This is a genomic window from Variovorax sp. dw_954, from assembly GCF_018449755.1.
Classification (GTDB): Bacteria; Pseudomonadota; Gammaproteobacteria; order Burkholderiales; family Burkholderiaceae_C; genus Variovorax.
On sequence record NZ_JAAVVD010000003.1, the window covers coordinates 94303 to 113375 of the forward strand.

Genomic DNA, 19073 nt, shown 5'->3' on the forward strand with positions numbered 1-19073 from the left:
ACTGACACATGGCTGAAAAACTGAGTGCCGTCAAAGGCATGAATGACATATTGCCCGGCAGCGTGACCCGCAAGGACAAGCTGCCGGATTCCCAGCTCTGGCTGTGGTTCGAGAACGCGCTGCGCTCGGTGCTGGGTCGCTACGGCTACCAGTACATGCTCACGCCCATCGTCGAGCCCACGGCCTTGTTCGTGCGCGGCCTTGGCGAGGTGACGGACATCGTCGAGAAGGAGATGTATTCCTTCACCGATTCGATGAACGGCGACAAGCTCACGCTGCGCCCGGAAGCCACGGCCGGCATCGTGCGCGCGATGGTCGAGCACAACGCGCTCTACAACGGGCCGCTGCGCCTGTGGACCATCGGGCCGATGTTCCGCCATGAGCGGCCGCAAAAAGGACGCTACCGCCAGTTCAACCAGCTCGACGTCGAGGCCTTGGGCTTTGCCGGGCCGGATGTGGATGCCGAGCTGATCCTGCTGGTGCGCCGCCTCTGGAAGGAACTGGGCCTGGTCGAAGGCGAGCATGTGCGCCTGGAATTGAACAGCCTGGGCCAGCCCGCCGAGCGTGCGGCCCATCGCGCCGCGCTGGTGGCCTACTTCGAGGCGCATGCCGATCAACTGGACGAGGATTCCAGGCGTCGCCTGCTCACCAACCCGTTGCGCATCCTCGACAGCAAGAACCCTTCGATGCAGGCGCTGATCGAAGCTGCGCCCCAGCTGATGAGCTTCCTTGGCGAGGAGACGCTGGCGCACTTCAACGCCGTGCGTGCGGTCCTTGACGAAGCCGGCCTGGCCTACCGCGTCAACACCCGCCTGGTGCGCGGCATGGACTACTACAACCTGACCGTGTTCGAGTGGGTCACCGACCAACTCGGCTCGCAGGGGACCGTCTGCGGTGGCGGACGCTATGACGGCTTGTTCGAACAGCTGGGCGGCAAGCCCACGCCGGCCGTGGGCTTCGGCCTCGGCGTCGAGCGGTTGCTGCTGCTGATCGACACCCTGGGCTTGCCGGTGCCTTCCGCCGCGCCGCATGCCTATGCGGTGGTTCCGGACCTCACCCTGAGCCCCAAGGTGCAGGTGGCGCTGGAAGCCTTGCGTTCTGCGGGCGTCAGCGTGCAGATGCACGCGGGCGGCGGCAGCCTCAAGTCGCAGCTCAAGAAGGCGGACGCCAGCGGCGCGCGCCATGCACTGATCTTCGGTGGCGATGAACTGGCCCGCGGCGAGGTCTCCGTCAAGTCGCTGCGCGACGGCGATGGCGCCCAGGTCGCGCGCGCCCTCTCCGAGGTGGCCCAGTGGGCCACCACCCTACAATCCCCGGCTCCCTCACATTGATCCGCATGGCAACACCTCTAGACCTCCAGGAACAGGAACAACTCGACCAGATCAAGCATTTCTGGAAGACCTGGGGCAACCTCATCACCTCGGTGCTGCTCGTCGTCGCGCTCGCGTTCGCCGGCTGGAACGGCTGGCAGTACTACCAGCGCAACCAGGCGGCGCAGGCCGCAGCACTCTATGACACGCTCGAGCGCAACGTCGAAGCCGGCGACCCGGCCACCGTCGAGCGCACGCTGGGCGAGATGAAAGACCGCTTCGGTTCCACTCCTTATGCCCAGCAAGCCGGCTTGCTCGCGGCCAAGGCCTTGCACGACAAGGGCAATGCCGAGGGCTCGCGCGCTGCGCTGGCCTGGGTGGTGGACAAGGCCGTCGACCCCGGCTACCAGGCCGTGGCGCGCCTGCGCCTCGCGGCCGAACTGCTCGACAGCAAGGGCTACGACGAAGCGCTGAAGCAACTCGGCGCCTCCTTCCCCAAGGAATACGAGCCGCTCGTGGCGGATCGCAAGGGCGACATCTACATGGCCCAGGGCAAGCGCGACGAAGCCCGCGCCGAATACCAGAAGGCGTGGACCGCGCTGGAGCCGCGCAACGACTACCGGCGCATGGTCGAGATCAAGCTCAATGCGGTCGGCGTCGACACGCAATCCCTCAAGCCTGCAGCCTCCAAACAATCCTGATCGCAACATGAATCCCAAGCGTCTCCTGCCTGCAGCACCCGTTCTTCGCACCGGTTTGGCGATGGTCCTGGTCGCGGCATTGGCGGCATGCTCCAGCACGAGCAAGCCCAAGCCGCCGGAACTGCCGGCCAATGTGGTGGTGCTTGGCGTGCGCCAGGCCTGGAGCGTCAAGATCCCGCAGGTGGCCTTCCCCTTGCAGACCAGCGTCAACGGCGACATGGTCACGGTGGCCAGCACCGACGGCACGGTGGTGGCCATCGATGCACGCACCGGCACCGAAGCCTGGCGCGCCAGCGTGGGCGCGCCGCTGACGGCGGGCGTGGGCAGCGACGGCTCGATGGCGGCCGTAGTGACCAAGAAGAACGAACTCGTCGTCCTGGATGGCGGCAAGGTCCTGTGGCGCGAGCCGCTTGCGGCCGAGACCTTCACTGCCCCGCTGGTGGCGGGGCGACGTGTCTTCGTGCAGACGGCCGACCGAGCCACCAGTGCCTACGACGGCGGCAGCGGACGCCGCCTCTGGATCCAGCAACGTACGCCGGAAGCCCTGGTGCTGAAGAAGCCCGGCGTGTTGCTCGCCGTCGGCGATACGCTGGTGTCCGGTATCGGTGGTCGGCTGGTGGGCATGAATCCATCCAACGGCTCCTCGCGTTGGGAGTCGCCCATCGCAGCGCCTCGCGGCACCAACGATGTCGAACGCCTGGTGGACTTGACCGGCAGCGTGAGCCGCGTGGGCGACAGCGTCTGCGCCCGGGCCTATTACGTCAATGTCGGCTGTGTCGACGCGGTGCGTGGCGGCTTGCTGTGGAGCAAGCCGGCTGTCAGCGCCGAGGGCCTCAGCGGCGACGCGCAACTTGTGGTGGGCACCGAGTCGGACGGCAACCTGATGGCATGGCGCCGTGCCGACGGCGAGCGCGCCTGGCAGTCTGACCGGCTCAAGTACCGCGACCTCACGGCGCCGCTGGTCGTCGGACGCTCGATCGTCATCGGAGACGGCACAGGCCTGCTGCATTTCGTCTCGCGCGAAGACGGCGCTCCCCTCAACCGCCTCAGCGTCGATGGCTCGGCCATCGCCGCCACGCCGGTGGTCGCCGCCAACACGGTGGTCGTCGTGACGCGCAACGGTGGCGTGTTCGGCTTCCGTCCTGAATAACCCAACCCATTTGAAAGACCGACCTTGAAGCCAGCAGTGATGAGGGTCCGGCCATGAAGCCGGTACTGGCGCTGGTCGGACGGCCCAACGTCGGCAAGTCGACGCTGTTCAACCGGTTGACCCAGACTCGCGACGCGATCGTCGCCGATTTCGCCGGCCTGACGCGCGACCGCCACTATGGCAACGGGCGCCTGGGCAAGCACGAGTTCATCGTGATCGATACCGGCGGCTTCGAGCCTGATGCGGGCAGCGGCATCTTCAAGGAGATGGCCAAGCAGACGCGCCAGGCGGTGGCCGAGGCCGATGTGGTCATCTTCGTCGTCGATGCGCGCGAAGGCATCTCGGCGCAGGACCACGACATCGCCCGCGAACTGCGCCGGCTCGGCAAGCCGACCGTGCTCGTGGCCAACAAGGCCGAGGGCATGCTTGACGGCACCAAGCTGGTCGACTTCTATGAACTCGGCCTGGGCGACGTGCATGGCGTCTCCGCGGCGCACGGGCAGGGCATGCGCGACCTGGTCGAGCTGGCGCTGGAGCCGCTGAACCTGGCCGAGCCCGAAGAGGAGGAAGACGACGGCGAAGCCAAGCCTATCAAGCTTGCTGTCGCGGGACGCCCCAACGTCGGCAAGTCGACACTGATCAACACCTGGCTGGGAGAGGAGCGCCTGGTGGCGTTCGACATGCCGGGCACCACGCGCGACGCGATCTCGGTGCCGTTCGAGCGCAACGGCCAGCGATTCGAGTTGATCGACACGGCGGGACTGCGCCGCAAGGGCAAGGTGTTCCAGGCGATCGAGAAGTTCTCGGTGGTCAAGACCCTGCAGGCCATCGAATCCTCGAACGTGGTGCTGCTGTTGCTCGATGCCACGCAGGGCGTGACGGACCAGGACGCGCATATTGCCGGCTACATCCTCGAATCGGGCCGCGCCGTGGTCATTGCCATCAACAAATGGGATGCGGTCGACAGCTACCAGCGCGAGCAGATCCAGCGGCAGATCGAAACTCGCCTGCCGTTCCTGAAGTTCGCCGCCTTGCACTTCATCTCGGCCATCAAGCGGCAGGGACTGGGTCCGGTCTGGCAGTCGATCGCGCAGGCACACAAGTCGGCCACGCGCAAGATGTCCACGCCGGTGCTGACGCGCCTGCTGCTGGAGGCGGTGCAGTTCCAGTCACCCCAGCGCGCCGGCATGTTCCGGCCCAAGATGCGCTATGCCCACCAAGGCGGTATGAATCCGCCGGTGATCGTGATCCATGGCAATTCACTGGAGCATGTCACGGACGCGTACAAGCGTTTCCTGGAGGCGCGATTCCGCAAGGAGTTTGATCTCGTTGGGACACCAATGCGAATCGAGTTCAAGACCTCGACCAACCCCTACGCGGACAAATCCGGCCACTGAACTCCGTATTGGTGCGCGGTTGACTGCTAAAGACAACAGTTCGGTTGTCCTGAGGCGAAAGTTCGCTCCGATAGAAGAAGTTATTTTTTCAGGGCTTTGGCAACCGTTGCTGCGGCGCGGAAACGCTGTGTTAAGGTCGTCGCTTCTATAACTCTTCCTTGAACACGGAGAATATCGTGAGCAACAAAGGGCAACTTTTGCAAGACCCGTTCCTGAACACTTTGCGTCGGGAGCATGTGCCGGTTTCCATCTATCTGGTGAACGGCATCAAGCTACAGGGTCAGATCGAGTCTTTCGATCAGTACGTCGTGCTGCTGCGCAACACTGTTACTCAAATGGTGTACAAGCATGCAATTTCCACGATCGTTCCGGGCCGCGCGGTGAACTTCTCGGCCGCCGAGAGCGACGACTCGGGTTCTTGAGCGTTACCTCCGGCGCGGCGGCCCGCTCGTCGCGCCTTTCCCCTGATTGGTACGGTTCCGTTTGTCTGAACTGATTTCAACCCAGGAAGGCGCCGCCGTTCTCGTCGGCGTCGACTTCGGCTTGCCTCATTTCGACAGCGGACTGGAGGAACTCGGACTGCTTGCGCAAACCGCGGGCCTCCAACCCGTGGCGCGCATCGTGTGCAGACGCAAGGCGCCCGACGCCGCCCTGTTCGTGGGCAGCGGCAAGGCCGACGAGATCAAGGAACTGGCGTTGATGCATCGCGCGAGCGAGGTCATCTTCGACCAGGCCCTGAGTCCGGCGCAACAGCGCAACCTTGAGCGAACGCTCGATCTGGCTGTCTACGACCGGACCTTTCTCATTCTGGAGATCTTCGCGCAGCGGGCACGCTCGCACGAAGGCAAGTTGCAGGTGGAACTCGCGCGCCTGCAATACCTCAGCACGCGACTTGTTCGCAGGTGGTCTCACCTGGAGCGCCAGACCGGCGGCGCAGGCGTTCGCGGCGGCCCTGGCGAAAAGCAGATCGAACTCGACCGTCGCATGATCAGCGAGTCGATCAAGCGCACGCGCGAGCGCCTGGCCAAGGTGCAGAAGCAACGCGGCACGCAACGCCGGCAGCGCGAGCGGCGCGAGACCTTCAACATTTCGCTGGTCGGCTATACCAATGCCGGCAAGTCGTCGCTCTTCAATGCGCTGGTCAAGGCGCGTGCCTATGCGGCCGACCAGCTGTTCGCGACGCTCGACACCACCACGCGCAACCTGTACCTGGGCGACGCGCGGCGGCAGGTTTCGATCTCCGATACGGTGGGATTCATCCGTGCACTGCCGCATGGACTGGTCGACGCCTTCAAAGCCACGCTGCAGGAAGCCGTCGACGCCGACTTGCTGCTGCATGTCGTCGATGCGTCGAACCCGCATCATCCCGAGCAGATGGCCGAGGTACAGCGTGTACTCGAGGAAATCGGTGCGAGCCACATTCCGCAGCTTGTGGTGTTCAACAAGCTCGATGCCCTTGAAAGTGGGCAAGAGCCGCTGCATCTGCAAGACGAGATCGAGGTCGATGGGGTCCAGGTTCCGCGCATCTTCGTGAGCGCTCATTCGGGGCAGGGGCTGCCGGTGTTGCGGGCCGAACTGGCCTTGCGCTCCGGCTCCGCGAGCGCTGCGGCCATGACCTTAGACGCCGACGCTGAATTGCACGATGCAGCAAGTTGATTGGGCACAATCCCGCCTCTGACGAGATAACAAGCAAAACGAATGAATGCAAAGCCAGTGTGGAGTCGTCTTCAGGGAATGTTCAACCTGAACGACGGTCGATGGGGACGGGGCGACGAGCCCTCGTCCAATGGAGAGCAGCGACCGTCCGGCAACCGGCCCGACAGCGAACCACCTTCAACGCCGCCTCCGCAACCTCCGCGGCCCAATCCACCCCGCGGGCAGGGTCCGAACCAGGGGCCGCCGGACCTCGACGAACTCTGGCGCGATTTCAATCGCAAGCTCGGCGGTCTGTTCGGCGGTCGTGGCGGCAACGGCGGTGGCAATGGCCAGCGTCCCAACGGGGGCGGCAATGGCGGCGGCTTCAAGCCCGACATGAAGAACGCGGGCTTCGGCCTGGGCCTGGTAGCCGCGGTGGCGGCGCTGATCTGGCTGGGCACCGGCTTCTTCATCGTCAACGAAGGCCAGCAGGCCGTGATCACCCAGTTCGGCAGCTACAAGAGCACCGTGGGTGCGGGCTTCAATTGGCGCTTTCCTTATCCGGTCCAGCGCCACGAGATCGTGGTCGTGACGCAGATCCGCTCGGCAGACGTCGGGCGCGACAGCATCGTGCGTTCCACCGGCCTGCGCGAGTCGGCGATGCTGACCGAGGACGAGAACATCGTCGAAATCAAGTTCGCCGTGCAGTACCGCCTGAGCGATGCGCGGCAGTACCTGTTTGAAAGCAAGTCGCCAGGGGAGACCGTGGTGCAGGTGGCCGAGACCGCGGTGCGTGAAGTCGTCGGCAAGATGAAGATGGACAAGGCCCTCGCCGAGGAGCGGGACCAGATCGCGCCGCGCGTGCGCACGCTGATGCAGACCATCCTGGACCGCTACAAGGTCGGCGTGGAAGTCGTCGGCATCAACCTGCAGCAGGGTGGCGTGCGTCCGCCCGAGCAGGTGCAGGCCGCGTTCGACGACGTGCTCAAGGCCGGCCAGGAACGCGAGCGCACCAAGAACGAGGCGCAGGCCTATGCCAACGACGTGATCCCCAAGGCAACCGGCACCGCGTCGCGCCTGAAGGAAGAGTCGGAGGCGTACAAGGCGCGCATCGTGGCGCAGGCGCAAGGCGATGCCGGGCGATTCAGCCAGGTGCTGGCCGAATACCAGAAGGCGCCGCAGGTCACGCGGGACCGCATGTACATCGACGCCATGCAGCAGATCTACGCCAGCACGACCAAGGTGCTGATCGATTCGAGGCAAGGCTCCAACCTGCTTTACCTGCCGCTCGACAAGCTCATGCAACTGAGCGCGCAAGCCGGCGCTGCCGCGCCCACGCCCTCCGATGCAGCCAGTCCCAATGTGGCCGGCACCGCGCCGACCCAGTCCTCGGTGATTCCGGTGACACCGATGTCGGGCGCCGACTCACGCGCCCGCGAAGGCCGTTCGCGCGATCGCGACGCCCGCTGAGGAAAACGTTGACATGAACAGAATCGGATTTATCGCAACGTCGGTCCTGGTGGCGCTCGCGCTGCTGAGCTCCACGCTATTCGTCGTCGACCAGCGCCAGTTCGGCGTGGTGTACCAACTCGGGCAGATCAAGAGCGTGATCACCGAGCCGGGCCTCAACTTCAAGATGCCGCCGCCGTTCCAGAACGTGTCGTACATCGACAAGCGCCTGCTGATGCTGTCGAGCATCGACACCGAGCCGATGCTCACGGCCGAGAAGCAGCGCGTGGTGATCGACTGGTACGTGCGCTGGCGCATCTCCAACCCGTCGGAGTACATCCGGAACGTGGGCCTGGATGAGAACGCCGGCGCCATGCAACTCAACCGCGTGGTGCGCAATGCGTTCCAGGAGAACATCAACAAGTACACGGTGCGCCAGTTGATCTCGGCCACTCGCGAGGAACTGATGGCCAACGTGCAGCGCGAGGTGCTCGGCGTGGTGAAGGGCGCGAAGCCCTGGGGCGTGGATGTGGTCGACGTGCGCATCACGCGCGTGGACTACGTGGAAGCCATTACCGAATCGGTCTACCGCCGCATGGAAGCCGAACGCAAGCGCGTGGCGAACGAACTGCGCTCCACCGGTTTTGCCGAAGGCGAGAAGATCCGTGCGGACGCCGATCGCCAGCGCGAAGTGACCGTGGCGAATGCCTATCGCGACGCGCAGAAGATCAAGGGCGACGGCGACGCGCAGGCGGCGGGCATCTATGCCGATGCGTTCGGCCGCGATCCGCAATTCGCGCAGTTCTATCGCAGCCTCGACGCCTACAAGCAGAGCTTCAACAAGAAGAACGACGTGCTGGTGGTCGACCCCGCGTCGAGCGACTTCTTCCGTGCGATGCGCGGTTCGGGCACCGCCGCCCCGGCAGCCGCGGCGCCCCCGGCTGCTCGGCGCTAGCAAGAGGGGACCCCTGCGTTGAGCTCCGACGTCTTCTGGAGCGCCTTGGCGCTGGTGCTGGTGATCGAAGGTGCGATGCCCTTCCTGTCGCCCGGCACCTGGCGCAAGGGCTTCGTCCAACTGCTGCAATTGCGCGACGGCCAGCTTCGCTTCTTCGGGCTTTGCAGCATCCTTCTCGGCGTCTTGCTCCTTTGGGTTGCAAATTGAGCCTGTGAAGTCGGTCGGCGGGCGGCCACTGCGGGCCCAGTAGAATTCGCGTTTAACCCACGCCTCCTTTTCCCATGTCCGCCTGGGTCCTCCCGGATCACATTGCCGATGTGCTGCCTTCCGAAGCGCGCCACATCGAAGAACTTCGTCGTCAGTTGCTCGACACCGCCCGTAGCTATGGCTATGAGCTGGTCATGCCGCCGATGCTCGAGCACCTCGAATCGCTGCTCTCGGGCACGGGCGAGGCGCTCGACCTTCAAACCTTCAAGCTGGTCGACCAACTGTCCGGCCGCAGCATGGGCCTGCGTGCCGACACCACGCCGCAGGTCGCGCGCATCGACGCGCACCTGTTGAATCGCCAAGGCGTCGCGCGACTGTGCTATTGCGGCCCGGTCGTCCACGTGCGGCCCGATCGTCCGCATGCCACGCGCGAGCCGTTGCAGTTCGGCGCCGAGATCTATGGGCACGCCGGCCTGGAAGCGGACACCGAATCGCTCGTGCTCGCACTCGATTGCCTGCATGCCGCCGGCGTCACCGAGAAGGTGCTGGTCGACATGGCCGATGCGCGCATCGTGCGTTCGCTGTTCGCCGGCGTGCCGGTGGATGCTGGCGTGCTGGTCCGCGTGCATGCGGCGCTGGCCACCAAGGACGCCAGCGAACTGCGCAATTTGACGCGCGACTTTCCCGCGGCTTCGCGCGATGGCCTGCTGGCGCTGGTCCAGCTGTACGGGGACGCCAAGGTGCTCGACGAAGCCGAGCGCGCGTTGCCCGCCACCCCCGCTGTGCGGCAGGCGCTGGCCGACCTGCGCCAGCTCGCGGGCCGGCTCGGCGGCGGCGCCAACGTGAGCTTCGACTTGTCCGACCTGCGCGGCTATGCCTACTACAGCGGCATGCGCTTCGGCATCTACGTGAACGGCGCGGCTGATGCCCTGGTGCGCGGCGGCCGCTATGACGAGGTCGGCGCCGTGTTCGGACGCAACCGGCCCGCCGTGGGCTTCAGCCTGGATCTGCGCGAGCTGGTTGAAGTGCTGCCAGCCCGCCCGTTGCGTGCGGCCGTGCGCGCGCCGTGGAGCGATGCGTCCGGCCTGCGCGACGCCATCGCCGCGCTGCGCCGCAGCGGTGAAACCGTGGTCTGCGTGCTGCCCGGCCACGAGAGCGAAATCGACGAATTCCACTGTGACCGCGAGCTCATCGAGCGGGGCGGGCAGTGGACACTGCAATCCATCTGAATCAGTTTTTGAGAAGCGAGTAGACATGAGCGTTACCACCGGAAGAAACGTGGTCGTCGTCGGCACCCAGTGGGGCGACGAGGGCAAGGGCAAGCTGGTCGACTGGTTGACCGAAAGCGCCCAGGGAGTGGTTCGCTTCCAGGGCGGCCACAACGCGGGCCACACGCTGGTCATCAACGGCGTGAAGACCGCGCTGCACCTGATCCCGAGCGGCATCATGCGCCCGGGCGTCAAGTGCTACATCGGCAATGGCGTGGTGCTGTCGGCGGCCAAGCTGTTCGAGGAAATCGAAGGCCTTGAGAAGGCCGGCGTCGAGGTGCGTTCGCGCCTGCGCATCAGCGAGGCCTGTCCGCTGATCCTGCCGTTCCACGCGGCGCTCGACATCGCGCGCGAGAACTACCGGGAAAAGGGCGGCATCGAGAAGATCGGCACCACCGGCCGCGGCATCGGCCCGGCCTACGAAGACAAGATCGCGCGCCGCGCTTTGCGCGTGCAGGACATGAAGCACCCCGAGCGCTTCGCGGCCAAGCTGCGCGTGTGCCTCGACCTGCACAACCATGTGCTGGTGGAAGTGCTGGGGGCGCCGGCGGTGGACTTCGACACGGTCTTCAACGAGGCGATGAAGCATGCCGAACTGCTCAAGCCCATGATGGCCGACGTGTCGCGCGAGTTGAACGATGCCAACAAGAATGGCGCCAACCTGCTGTTCGAAGGCGCGCAAGGCACGCTGCTCGACGTCGACCATGGCACCTACCCGTACGTCACCTCGAGCAACTGCGTGGCCGGCAATGCGGCCGCCGGTTCGGGCGTGGGCCCGGGCATGCTGCACTACGTGCTGGGCATCACCAAGGCGTATTGCACGCGCGTCGGCGGCGGTCCGTTCCCGACGGAACTGGACTGGGCCACGCCCGGCACCGCCGGCTACCACCTGAGCACCGTGGGCGCCGAGAAGGGCGTGACCACCGGCCGCAGCCGCCGTTGCGGCTGGTTCGATGCGGCGCTGCTGAAGCGCTCGGCGCAGGTCAATGGCCTGTCGGGCCTGTGCATCACCAAGCTCGACGTGCTCGACGGCATCGAGAAGCTGGAGCTCTGCACAGGCTACATCCTCGACGGCGAAGTGACCGACATCCTGCCCATGGGCGCCGACGAGATCGAACGCTGCACCCCGATCTACGAGACGCTGGAAGGCTGGAGCGACAGCACCGTCGGCGTCACGCAATACGACAAGCTGCCCGTGAACGCGCGCCTCTACCTGCAGCGCATCGAACAGGTGACCGGCGTGCCGATCCACATGGTGTCGACCAGTCCGGACCGCGATCACACGATCATGATGCGCCACCCGTACCTCGCCGATTGATCATCGCCGAGATCATTGATTTCCCACGACCTCAAAAACATCCAAAGTTCAGGAGCCAACCCATGTTGACGGAAGACGGCAAGCATCTCTACGTGAGCTATGACGAGTACCACAATCTGATCGAGAAGCTCGCGATCAAGGTGCATCAGTCGGGATGGGAGTTCGACACCATCCTGTGCCTGGCGCGTGGCGGCATGCGCCCCGGCGACGTGCTCTCGCGCATCTTCGACAAGCCGTTGGCCATCATGTCGACCAGTTCCTACCGTGCGGACGCCGGCACGATCCAGGGCCACCTCGATATCGCCCGCTACATCACCACGCCCAAGGGCGAGATCGCCGGCAAGGTGCTGCTGGTGGACGACCTGGCGGACTCGGGCCATACGCTGCACGCGGTGGTCGACATGCTTCGCAACCGCTATGCACCCATCACTGAACTGCGCAGCGCCGTGATCTGGACCAAGGCCCTGTCGACCTTCGAGCCGGACTACTCGGTCGAATTCCTCTCGACCAATCCGTGGATCCACCAGCCCTTCGAGGGCTACGACGGCATGGGCGCGGAGAAGCTGATCGAGAAGTGGTCGGTGTGAGTCGCTCAAGTCGATGTGGCTTTGCCATCTCGACTTGATCCCCCTCGGGAAGCGGGCCGGGCATAGCCCGGTCCTCGGGGCCTATTCATTCAGTTAGTCATCATGGCGGTGTACCGCCGCTGCATTTCCTCGGGCGTCACTTCTTCGATGCTGTGCCCGATGCTCCATCGATGCCCGAACGGGTCGTCGAAGCTGCCGGAGCGCTCTCCGTAGAAATGGTCCTGCGGCGCCATCACCAGCGTGGCGCCCGCGGCGACCGCGCGCTCGATCAGCGCATCCGCGTCGTCGACGTGGAGGTGCATGGCCACGGGGCTCGCGCCGATGGTGCGTGCGCTGTCCATGCCGTACTCGGGATACGCGTCTGACAGCATCAAGGTGGCGCCGTTGCCGAAGTCGATCTCGGCATGGCCGATCCGTCCACCGGGTTCTGTCAGCCTGAACTTTTCCTTGACGGCGAAGAGGGCGCAGTAGAAATCGATGGCGGCCGCGGCGTCGTGCACGCGCAGGTAGGGGAAGAGTTCGTGGATCGCCATGGCAACTTGCTCCTGGATGCGCGTCTGCGCGCGCCGGGTTCATTCTGCGCCCTTGTCGCACGGGTGCCTCAGCTGCGGTCGTGCGCGCCCCAGCGCCGCGGCCCGCAACCGGGCTAGCATCGCGACATGGCTCACGAACCGATCACCGACCTCATCCACCATCCCTACAAGCCGCCCGCGAAGTTCGCGGCGCCGCAGCCGGGCACCTACAAGGCCTCGACGGTCTTCTTCGCCGATGTCGCGGCCATGCGTGCGCGCGACTGGAAGACCAAGGTGGGCTACACCTACGGCCTGCATGGGACGCCCACCACCTTCACGCTGGAAGAGCGGTTGGCCACGCTGGAGGGTGGCACGCATTGCCTGCTGGTGCCCAGCGGTCTGGCGTCCATCGCGCTGGTGGCCTTCGCCTTCCTCAAGACCGGTGACGAGGTGCTGCTGCCCGACAACGCCTACGGTCCCAACAAGGCGCTGGCCAACGGCGAGCTGGCCAACTTCGGCATCACGCACCGCACGTACGACGCGATGAATCCGGCCGATCTGGCGGCCAAGCTGTCGGAGCGCACCAGGCTGGTCTGGCTCGAGGCCGCGGGCTCGGTGACGATGGAGTTCCCGGACCTGCCTGCACTGGTGGACCTGTGCCGCGCACGTGGCGTGATCACCGCGCTGGACAACACCTGGGGCGCCGGCCTGGCCTTCGACCCGTTCGACTTCAACGGCACCGGGCAGGGCGTGGACGTGTCGGTCCATGCGCTGACCAAGTACCCGAGCGGCGGCGGCGACGTGCTGATGGGCAGCGTGGTCACCCGCGACGACGGGCGCCTGCACCAGGCGCTGAAGCTCACGCACATGCGCATGGGCTGGGGTGTCGGGGTGGGCGACGTCGAGACGCTGCTGCGCTCGCTGCCGAGCATCGCGATCCGCTATGCGGCCCATGACAAGGCCGCGCGCGCGTTGGCGCACTGGCTGGGCGCGCGCGACGAGATCGCGCAGGTGCTGCATCCGGCCATCGAAGGCTCGCCGGGGCATGAGCACTGGCGCGCGCTGTGCGGCGCCCGCGACCTCGCCGCCGGCATCTTCTCGGTGGTGTTCGACGAGCGATTCAGCAGCGAAGAGGTCGATCGTTTTTGTGACGGCTTGAAACTGTTTCGACTGGGCTATTCATGGGGCGGCCCGATCAGCCTGGTCGTGCCCTACGACATCCGCTTGATGCGCGACGCGAGCGTGGCGCGCTGGCCCTACAAGGGCACGCTGGTGCGTTTCTCGGTGGGCCTGGAAGCGCTGGCCGACTTACGGGACGACCTGGCGCAAGCGCTGGACGGCATGCGTAACTGACAACGCTTCCGGTGCGTTTTCGCGGGAAGCGTTATCGCTTAAAGTGGGTGCCGGTTTGCCCCGCTTCCGGGGCGCGACATCAGGAGCAACATGGCCGCACCCAACTACGGATACGAGAAGCGCCAAAAGGAACTGGCCAAGAAGAAGAAGAAGGAAGAAAAGTTGCGGGAGAAGGCCACCCGAAAGCTGAGCCCGAGCAGCGAAGGGTTGATGCCAGGCGATCCGGAAACGGACGTGGCTTCGCTCGAGAACGAGGCCCCGACGGTGCCCACGATCCCGACGAAGAACGGCTGAACGGTCCCACCGAACCCGCCACGAAAAAGCCGCCACCTGCGCCATGCAGGCGGCGGCTTTCTCGTTGGCGCGCGCTGCGAGCCGCGAAGCTACTTCACTTCAGCAGTTTCTTCAGTTCCGGCCAGATGTTGTCGAGGATCCGTGGATGCGCCGCGGCCACGGGGTGGATGCGGTCGGGCTGGAACATCGTCGCGGCATCGGGACCGTCGGCCACGCCCTTGAGCATGAACGGCACCACCGGCGCCTTGCCCGCCACGCCGACGTTGGTGAAGACCTTCGAGAAGTTGTTGAGGTAGGTCATGCCGTAGTTCGGCGGCACCTGGATGCCGACGATCAGGACCTTGGCGCCCGCCGCCTTCGACGCGTCGACCATGGCCGAGAGATTGGCCTGGGTCTGGGTGTAGGGCAGGCCGCGCAGCGCGTCGTTGGCGCCGAGCTCGATCACCACGACGTTCGGCTTGTGCGTCTTGAGCAAAGCGTCGACGCGCGACTTGCCGCCAGCGGTGGTCTCGCCGCTGATGCTGGCGTTGATGACCTGGGCTGGAATCTTCTCGTCGGCCAGGCGCTTCTCCAGCAGTGCGACCCAGCCTTCGCCACGCTTGAGACCGTACTCCGCGCTCAGCGAATCGCCCATGATCAGCACGGTGGGACCGCCGCTCGACTGGGCCCATGCGCCCAGCCCCGGAAAGCCCATTGCGAGGGCCAGCGAGGCGGCCGGGATAAAGTGTCTGCGATTCAAAACGAGAGCCCTTCCAAATGTCTGTACCCAAGTCCGAGCCAATCGTGGCGGTCGAGCATGTGTTCAAGTCCGTCACCGACTCGGCCGGCACGCTGGACATTCTGCAGGACATCGATTTCACCTTGGGTGCGAAGGAGACCGCGGCCATCGTCGGCGCCTCGGGCTCGGGCAAGAGCACGCTGCTGTCGATCATCGCGGGGCTCGACACGCCGACGCGCGGCACGGTGAAGCTGGCGGGCGCGGACATCTTCTCCATCGACGAGGACGACCGTGCCGCGCTGCGTGCGCAGAAGGTCGGCTTCGTGTTCCAGAGCTTCCAGTTGCTGGCCAACCTGAGTGCGCTCGAGAACGTGATGCTGCCGCTCGAACTGGCCGACCGCAAGGATGCGCGCAAGGCGGCCACCGAGATGCTGGGCCGCGTCGGACTGGGGCAGCGGCTCGGCCACTATCCCAAGGTGCTGTCCGGCGGCGAGCAGCAGCGCGTGGCGCTGGCGCGCGCCTTCGTGGTGCAGCCGGCGCTGCTGCTGGCCGACGAGCCGACCGGCAGCCTGGACTTCGCGACCGGCGAGCAGGTCATGAAGCTGATGTTCGACCTGAACCGCGAACGCGGCACCACGCTGGTCCTGGTGACGCATGATCGCGGCATCGCGGCGCAGTGCGAACGGCGCATCACGATCGAGGCCGGGCGGGTCGCGTCCGATTCATAGTCGCAATCGAGGATCATGGCCATGTCGAACCTCAACCTGCCGCCCGAAGCGATTGCCGCGATCGATCGCGGCGAGTGGATCGAGGCCATCAAGCTGGTCCGCGAGCACACCGGGCTCGGCCTCAAGGAGGCGAAGGATGCGGTCGAGCGCTATCGCAACGGCGACCGGTCGCCCCTGGGCGTGGCAGCGGGCACGACGGAGGACTTCGACGAGGCGTTCGCGCCGCCGGCCCATCACGCGCCGGTGGAGCGCGGCATGCGCAATGTGCTCGCCGATCCGATGGCCGAGCCCGGGCGCGTGCGCAGCACCTTCCTCTCGTCGCCGGTGTTCTGGCTGGTGCTGCTGGCCATCGCGGTGATCGCCTGGCGGTTTTTCAAGGCGGGTGAATAGGTCAATGGGGAGCTTCAAGGGATGATCATTCCGGCGCATTGGGCGGAAGGGCGCGTACAGGATCATGTCAACGGCCAGCAGGTGACAGTGCGGCGCTTCGGCTGGTCCGACGAAAGCGCGGAGGCGGCGCAGCGCCATGCCGACGCGCGCACGCTGGCCGCGTTCGACCGCATCGCCTCGGGTGAGCAACTGGCGCGGCGGGAGCGCAAGGTGGCCTACAACGGCGCGGATGGCATGCCGATCCGCGAGGAGATCGTGCAGCGCGCGGGCGATGCGGTGATCACGCGCAACAGCTATGGCGCGCTGTGCCTCAATACGCCAGACGTGCTGTTCCTCGACATCGACTTCGAGTCGCACAAGATGGACAGCGGCGCGATGGAGTTCGCGCTCGGCCCGGCGCTGATCGCGGGCCTGCTGGCCGGCTGGTCTGCGGAATCGTGGATTGCCGGGGCGATCGCGGCGGTGGCGGTGTTTGCCGTGGCGCTGCGCATCGGCAAGGATCGCAAGCGTGGCGATGCGAGCGCCGTCAACCCGGGGCCGGAGAAGCGGGCCAAGGCGCGCATTGCACGCTTCATGCAGCAACATGCGGACTGGCACTTGCGCATCTACCGCACGCCCGCGGGCTTCCGGTTGCTGGCGATGCACGATGTCTTCGATCCGGCGAGTGCGGCCGTGACGGAGTGCTTCAGGCAATTGGGCGTCGACAAGGTCTATGCACGCATGTGCCAGAACCAGGGTTGCTTTCGTGCGCGCCTGACGGCGAAACCCTGGCGCATCGGCATCGCCGATCACCTGCGCCCACGGCCCGGCGTCTGGCCCGTGGCGCCGGAACGCCTGCCCATGCGCGAGGCCTGGGTCCGGCGCTATGACGCATCGGCGCGTGGCCACGCGGCCTGCCGCTTCCTGGAGGCGGTCGGTAGCGCGAAGGTGCACCCAGCCGCGCAGCGCGTGCAGGACGTCCACGATCAACTGAGCCAGGCCACGAGCGGCCTGCCCATTGCATGAGTCAAGTCTTGCTTGCCGGGTTTCATCAGGCGCGGGCGGCGCGCCATCGATAATCGCGCGATGTCTTCCCCCAAAGTAATTTTCGGCTTCCATGCCGTGGGCGTGCGCATCAAGACGGCGCCGGCATCGGTGCTGGAGGTGCTGTTCGATGCCAGCCGTCGCGATGCGCGCATGAAAACCTTCGTCACGCGAGCGCAGGAGGCCGGCGTCCGGCTGGTCGAGGCGGATGCGCTGCGCATTGCCAAGCTGGCCGGCAGCCACGGGCACCAGGGCGTCGCCGCACGGGTTTCGCCGATGCAGCAAAGCCATTCGATCGACGAGCTGCTGGAAGGCCTCGAAGCCGCCGGCACCGTGCCGCTGATGCTGGTGCTCGACGGCGTGACCGACCCGCACAACCTGGGCGCTTGCCTGCGCGTGGCCGATGGCGCCGGGGCCCATGCGGTGATCGCGCCGAAGGACCATGCGGCCGGCATCAACGCCACCGTGGCCAAGGTGGCGAGCGGCGCGGCCGACACGGTGCCCTACTTCATGGTGACCAACCTGGCGCGCACGTTGAACGAGCTGAAGGAGCGCAACATCTGGTGCGTGGGTACCAGCGACGACGCGTCGGGTACGCTCTACCAGTGCGACTTGAAGCGTCCGCTGGCGCTGGTGCTGGGCGCCGAAGGCGAAGGCATGCGGCAACTGACGCGCAAGACCTGCGACGAATTGATCAGCATCCCGATGGCGGGTGCGGTAGAAAGCTTGAATGTGTCCGTGGCCAGCGGCGTGTGCCTCTATGAGGCCATGCGGCAGCGCCAACCCATCCGTATCTAAAGAGGAGCAAAGCCATGGAGAACAGGCACGAAGATCTCGATGTTTCCGCGAAGCTGGTCTTCGACGTCAACCTTGCGCTCTATCTGGACCTCGTGGCGCTGCTCGAACGATCCGGCGTGGTCAGCTACCGCCAGATGGCGGCGCGGGTGCTCAACATCAGCATGGACGCCCGCGACGACGGCGACAGCAACCTGGCGAATGCGCTCGAAGGCATTGCCAAGGGCTTCGCGAATCAGGAAGAGGGCTTGTCGATCGGCCTGCTGAAGGCCGCGCATGGCGTGCGCAACGACGAGGCGCTGGGCGATATTCCGCTGGCGCCGGACAACGGCTGAGCCTTCGCAGCCTGATCAGGCGCCAAAGAGCTTTTGTACGCGCCCGCGCAGCCAGATGTTGGCCGCGTCCTGGTGGAATCGCCGGTGCCAGAACTGGTGCACCTCGACCACTGGCGCCTTGAAGGGCGGGTCGACGATGCGGATGTCGGCATGCCGAACGCAGATGTTCGCGAGGTCGCGCGGCACCGTCGCGACGAGGTCGGAAGTCTCGATGATCGGCAGCAGGCTCATGAAGTGCGACAGCCCCACCAGCACGCGTCGCTTCAGGCCGCGCCGCTGCAGGAACTGGTCGAGCAGGTGCTCGCGGCCGTCGGGGCTCACCACGGCGTGGGAAGCGGCCAGGTAGGTCTTGAGCGTGAGCCGCTCGCCGATGGTGGGATGCCTTCCGCGCACGATGCACACGTAGTCGTTGCGAAACAGCTTCTGCAGGAAGAAGCCGGCCTTCTGCAGGTCGGGCAGGTAGCCGATGGCGAGTTCCGCCGCGCCGGTTTCCAGGGCCTCCGCCGCGGCCTGGCGCGGCATCGACAGCGTCCGCAGGTCGCAATGCGGCGCCTCCTGCGCAAAGCAGGCGAGGATCTTCGGCAGGAAATGCACCTCGGCGATGTCCGGCGTGACCAGGGTGAACACCTTGCTGTCGCGCAGCGGATCGAAGGCCGGCGCCGGGAGGATCTCGGCCTTGACCGTGTCTATCACGCGGCGCACCGCGCCGTCGAGTTCGGCCGCGCGCGGGGTGGGCTGCATGCCCGCGCCGGTCTTCACGAACAGGGCGTCGTTGAACAACAGCCGCAGGCGCGCGACGGCCGCACTCATGGCGGGCTGGCTCAGGCCGATCGACTCCGCGGCGCGCGTCACGCTGCGGTGTTCCGACATGGCGTGGAAGGCCACGAGCAGGTTGAGATCGACTTGCCGGATATCCATGCCGTGGATTCTATGTATATGACCAATCCA

The 19073-nt window shown here is 65.8% G+C and carries 22 protein-coding genes; 19 read left to right on the plus strand and 3 right to left on the minus strand.

The genetic code is table 11. The features are described 5' to 3' along the window. Positions 1-8: 8 nt before the first annotated feature. The 12 genes from hisS to HB681_RS06570 all read left to right on the plus strand — a co-directional run bounded on the left by hisS (position 9) and on the right by HB681_RS06570 (position 11977). Positions 9-1331, plus strand: a complete 1323-nt coding sequence (hisS, locus tag HB681_RS06515) for a histidine--tRNA ligase (RefSeq protein WP_213953983.1) — start codon at positions 9-11, stop codon at positions 1329-1331. Positions 1332-1336: 5 nt separating this feature from the next. Next, positions 1337-2011: a tetratricopeptide repeat protein gene (locus tag HB681_RS06520; protein WP_213953984.1), complete on the plus strand. Its 675-nt coding sequence runs from the start codon at positions 1337-1339 to the stop codon at positions 2009-2011. Positions 2012-2018: 7 nt separating this feature from the next. Further along, positions 2019-3161, plus strand: a complete 1143-nt coding sequence (gene bamB / locus HB681_RS06525) for an outer membrane protein assembly factor BamB (RefSeq protein WP_213953985.1) — start codon at positions 2019-2021, stop codon at positions 3159-3161. A 53-nt stretch (positions 3162-3214) separates the two neighbouring features. Next, complete coding sequence (gene der / locus HB681_RS06530) at positions 3215-4558, plus strand: ribosome biogenesis GTPase Der (protein ID WP_213953986.1); 1344 nt, start codon at positions 3215-3217, stop codon at positions 4556-4558. Between the two features lie 176 nt (positions 4559-4734). After that, on the plus strand, positions 4735-4980 hold the full coding sequence (gene hfq, locus HB681_RS06535) for an RNA chaperone Hfq (protein WP_340338774.1): 246 nt from the start codon (positions 4735-4737) through the stop codon (positions 4978-4980). A 61-nt stretch (positions 4981-5041) separates the two neighbouring features. Next, positions 5042-6214: a GTPase HflX gene (gene hflX / locus HB681_RS06540; protein WP_213953988.1), complete on the plus strand. Its 1173-nt coding sequence runs from the start codon at positions 5042-5044 to the stop codon at positions 6212-6214. Between the two features lie 78 nt (positions 6215-6292). After that, positions 6293-7663, plus strand: a complete 1371-nt coding sequence (hflK, locus tag HB681_RS06545) for an FtsH protease activity modulator HflK (protein WP_213954310.1) — start codon at positions 6293-6295, stop codon at positions 7661-7663. Between the two features lie 13 nt (positions 7664-7676). Continuing rightward, positions 7677-8597, plus strand: coding sequence for a protease modulator HflC (gene hflC, locus HB681_RS06550; protein WP_213953989.1), 921 nt, complete (start codon positions 7677-7679; stop codon positions 8595-8597). 18 nt (positions 8598-8615) lie between these two features. After that, entirely contained in the window at positions 8616-8804 is a 189-nt protein-coding gene (locus HB681_RS06555) for a DUF2065 domain-containing protein (RefSeq protein WP_213953990.1), read from the plus strand. A gap of 74 nt (positions 8805-8878) precedes the next feature. After that, complete coding sequence (locus tag HB681_RS06560; protein WP_213953991.1) at positions 8879-10033, plus strand: ATP phosphoribosyltransferase regulatory subunit; 1155 nt, start codon at positions 8879-8881, stop codon at positions 10031-10033. Positions 10034-10058: 25 nt separating this feature from the next. Further along, positions 10059-11390 (plus strand): adenylosuccinate synthase, encoded by a 1332-nt coding sequence (locus HB681_RS06565; protein ID WP_213953992.1) that lies wholly within the window; start codon positions 10059-10061, stop codon positions 11388-11390. 62 nt (positions 11391-11452) lie between these two features. Beyond that, on the plus strand, positions 11453-11977 hold the full coding sequence (locus tag HB681_RS06570) for a phosphoribosyltransferase (RefSeq protein ID WP_213953993.1): 525 nt from the start codon (positions 11453-11455) through the stop codon (positions 11975-11977). A gap of 89 nt (positions 11978-12066) precedes the next feature. Here HB681_RS06570 and HB681_RS06575 read toward each other — a convergent pair whose 3' ends face one another. Then, on the minus strand, positions 12067-12510 hold the full coding sequence (locus tag HB681_RS06575) for a VOC family protein (RefSeq protein ID WP_213953994.1): 444 nt from the start codon (positions 12508-12510) through the stop codon (positions 12067-12069). Positions 12511-12636: 126 nt separating this feature from the next. Here HB681_RS06575 and HB681_RS06580 point away from each other — a divergent pair, with 126 nt between their 5' ends. Both HB681_RS06580 and HB681_RS06585 read left to right on the plus strand, forming a co-directional pair. Continuing rightward, on the plus strand, positions 12637-13842 hold the full coding sequence (locus HB681_RS06580; protein ID WP_213953995.1) for a PLP-dependent transferase: 1206 nt from the start codon (positions 12637-12639) through the stop codon (positions 13840-13842). 90 nt (positions 13843-13932) lie between these two features. Next, positions 13933-14136, plus strand: coding sequence for a hypothetical protein (locus HB681_RS06585; protein WP_213953996.1), 204 nt, complete (start codon positions 13933-13935; stop codon positions 14134-14136). A gap of 94 nt (positions 14137-14230) precedes the next feature. Here HB681_RS06585 and HB681_RS06590 read toward each other — a convergent pair whose 3' ends face one another. Beyond that, positions 14231-14830 carry an arylesterase gene (locus HB681_RS06590; RefSeq protein WP_213954311.1) on the minus strand — a complete coding sequence of 200 codons (600 nt, stop codon included), beginning with the start codon at positions 14828-14830 and terminating at the stop codon, positions 14231-14233. A 62-nt stretch (positions 14831-14892) separates the two neighbouring features. Between HB681_RS06590 and HB681_RS06595 the strand changes: the two genes are divergently transcribed. The 5 genes from HB681_RS06595 to HB681_RS06615 are packed head-to-tail and all read left to right on the plus strand — an operon-like array spanning position 14893 to position 18125. Further along, positions 14893-15582 (plus strand): ABC transporter ATP-binding protein, encoded by a 690-nt coding sequence (locus HB681_RS06595; RefSeq protein WP_213953997.1) that lies wholly within the window; start codon positions 14893-14895, stop codon positions 15580-15582. 21 nt (positions 15583-15603) lie between these two features. Continuing rightward, on the plus strand, positions 15604-15972 hold the full coding sequence (locus HB681_RS06600) for a ribosomal protein L7/L12 (protein ID WP_213953998.1): 369 nt from the start codon (positions 15604-15606) through the stop codon (positions 15970-15972). Positions 15973-15993: 21 nt separating this feature from the next. After that, positions 15994-16977, plus strand: coding sequence for a hypothetical protein (locus HB681_RS06605; RefSeq protein ID WP_213953999.1), 984 nt, complete (start codon positions 15994-15996; stop codon positions 16975-16977). Positions 16978-17037: 60 nt separating this feature from the next. Further along, the gene (gene rlmB, locus HB681_RS06610; protein WP_213954000.1) at positions 17038-17793 is read left to right on the plus strand and encodes a 23S rRNA (guanosine(2251)-2'-O)-methyltransferase RlmB; all 756 of its coding nucleotides are present in this window, start codon (positions 17038-17040) and stop codon (positions 17791-17793) included. A 14-nt stretch (positions 17794-17807) separates the two neighbouring features. Continuing rightward, positions 17808-18125 carry a hypothetical protein gene (locus tag HB681_RS06615; RefSeq protein WP_213954001.1) on the plus strand — a complete coding sequence of 106 codons (318 nt, stop codon included), beginning with the start codon at positions 17808-17810 and terminating at the stop codon, positions 18123-18125. A gap of 15 nt (positions 18126-18140) precedes the next feature. On the opposite strand, the gene HB681_RS06620 is transcribed toward HB681_RS06615, so the two are convergent. Further along, positions 18141-19043, minus strand: coding sequence for a LysR family transcriptional regulator (locus HB681_RS06620; RefSeq protein ID WP_213954002.1), 903 nt, complete (start codon positions 19041-19043; stop codon positions 18141-18143). Positions 19044-19073 lie beyond the last annotated feature (30 nt).

Bases quoted from the DNA above. Each gene is read 5' to 3' on its own strand.
- HB681_RS06590 (WP_213954311.1), bottom strand. From the start codon at position 14,830: ATGGGCTTTCCGGGGCTGGGCGCATGGGCCCAGTCGAGCGGCGGTCCC.
- HB681_RS06565 (WP_213953992.1), top strand. From the start codon at position 10,059: ATGAGCGTTACCACCGGAAGAAACGTGGTCGTCGTCGGCACCCAGTGG.
- HB681_RS06615 (WP_213954001.1), top strand. From the start codon at position 17,808: ATGGAGAACAGGCACGAAGATCTCGATGTTTCCGCGAAGCTGGTCTTC.
- HB681_RS06595 (WP_213953997.1), top strand. From the start codon at position 14,893: ATGTCTGTACCCAAGTCCGAGCCAATCGTGGCGGTCGAGCATGTGTTC.
- der (WP_213953986.1), top strand. From the start codon at position 3,215: ATGAAGCCGGTACTGGCGCTGGTCGGACGGCCCAACGTCGGCAAGTCG.
- bamB (WP_213953985.1), top strand. From the start codon at position 2,019: ATGAATCCCAAGCGTCTCCTGCCTGCAGCACCCGTTCTTCGCACCGGT.
- hisS (WP_213953983.1), top strand. From the start codon at position 9: ATGGCTGAAAAACTGAGTGCCGTCAAAGGCATGAATGACATATTGCCC.
- HB681_RS06620 (WP_213954002.1), bottom strand. From the start codon at position 19,043: ATGGATATCCGGCAAGTCGATCTCAACCTGCTCGTGGCCTTCCACGCC.
- HB681_RS06520 (WP_213953984.1), top strand. From the start codon at position 1,337: ATGGCAACACCTCTAGACCTCCAGGAACAGGAACAACTCGACCAGATC.
- hflK (WP_213954310.1), top strand. From the start codon at position 6,293: ATGTTCAACCTGAACGACGGTCGATGGGGACGGGGCGACGAGCCCTCG.
- HB681_RS06580 (WP_213953995.1), top strand. From the start codon at position 12,637: ATGGCTCACGAACCGATCACCGACCTCATCCACCATCCCTACAAGCCG.
- HB681_RS06600 (WP_213953998.1), top strand. From the start codon at position 15,604: ATGTCGAACCTCAACCTGCCGCCCGAAGCGATTGCCGCGATCGATCGC.
- HB681_RS06575 (WP_213953994.1), bottom strand. From the start codon at position 12,510: ATGGCGATCCACGAACTCTTCCCCTACCTGCGCGTGCACGACGCCGCG.
- HB681_RS06585 (WP_213953996.1), top strand. From the start codon at position 13,933: ATGGCCGCACCCAACTACGGATACGAGAAGCGCCAAAAGGAACTGGCC.
- hflC (WP_213953989.1), top strand. From the start codon at position 7,677: ATGAACAGAATCGGATTTATCGCAACGTCGGTCCTGGTGGCGCTCGCG.
- rlmB (WP_213954000.1), top strand. From the start codon at position 17,038: ATGTCTTCCCCCAAAGTAATTTTCGGCTTCCATGCCGTGGGCGTGCGC.
- HB681_RS06605 (WP_213953999.1), top strand. From the start codon at position 15,994: ATGATCATTCCGGCGCATTGGGCGGAAGGGCGCGTACAGGATCATGTC.
- HB681_RS06560 (WP_213953991.1), top strand. From the start codon at position 8,879: ATGTCCGCCTGGGTCCTCCCGGATCACATTGCCGATGTGCTGCCTTCC.
- HB681_RS06570 (WP_213953993.1), top strand. From the start codon at position 11,453: ATGTTGACGGAAGACGGCAAGCATCTCTACGTGAGCTATGACGAGTAC.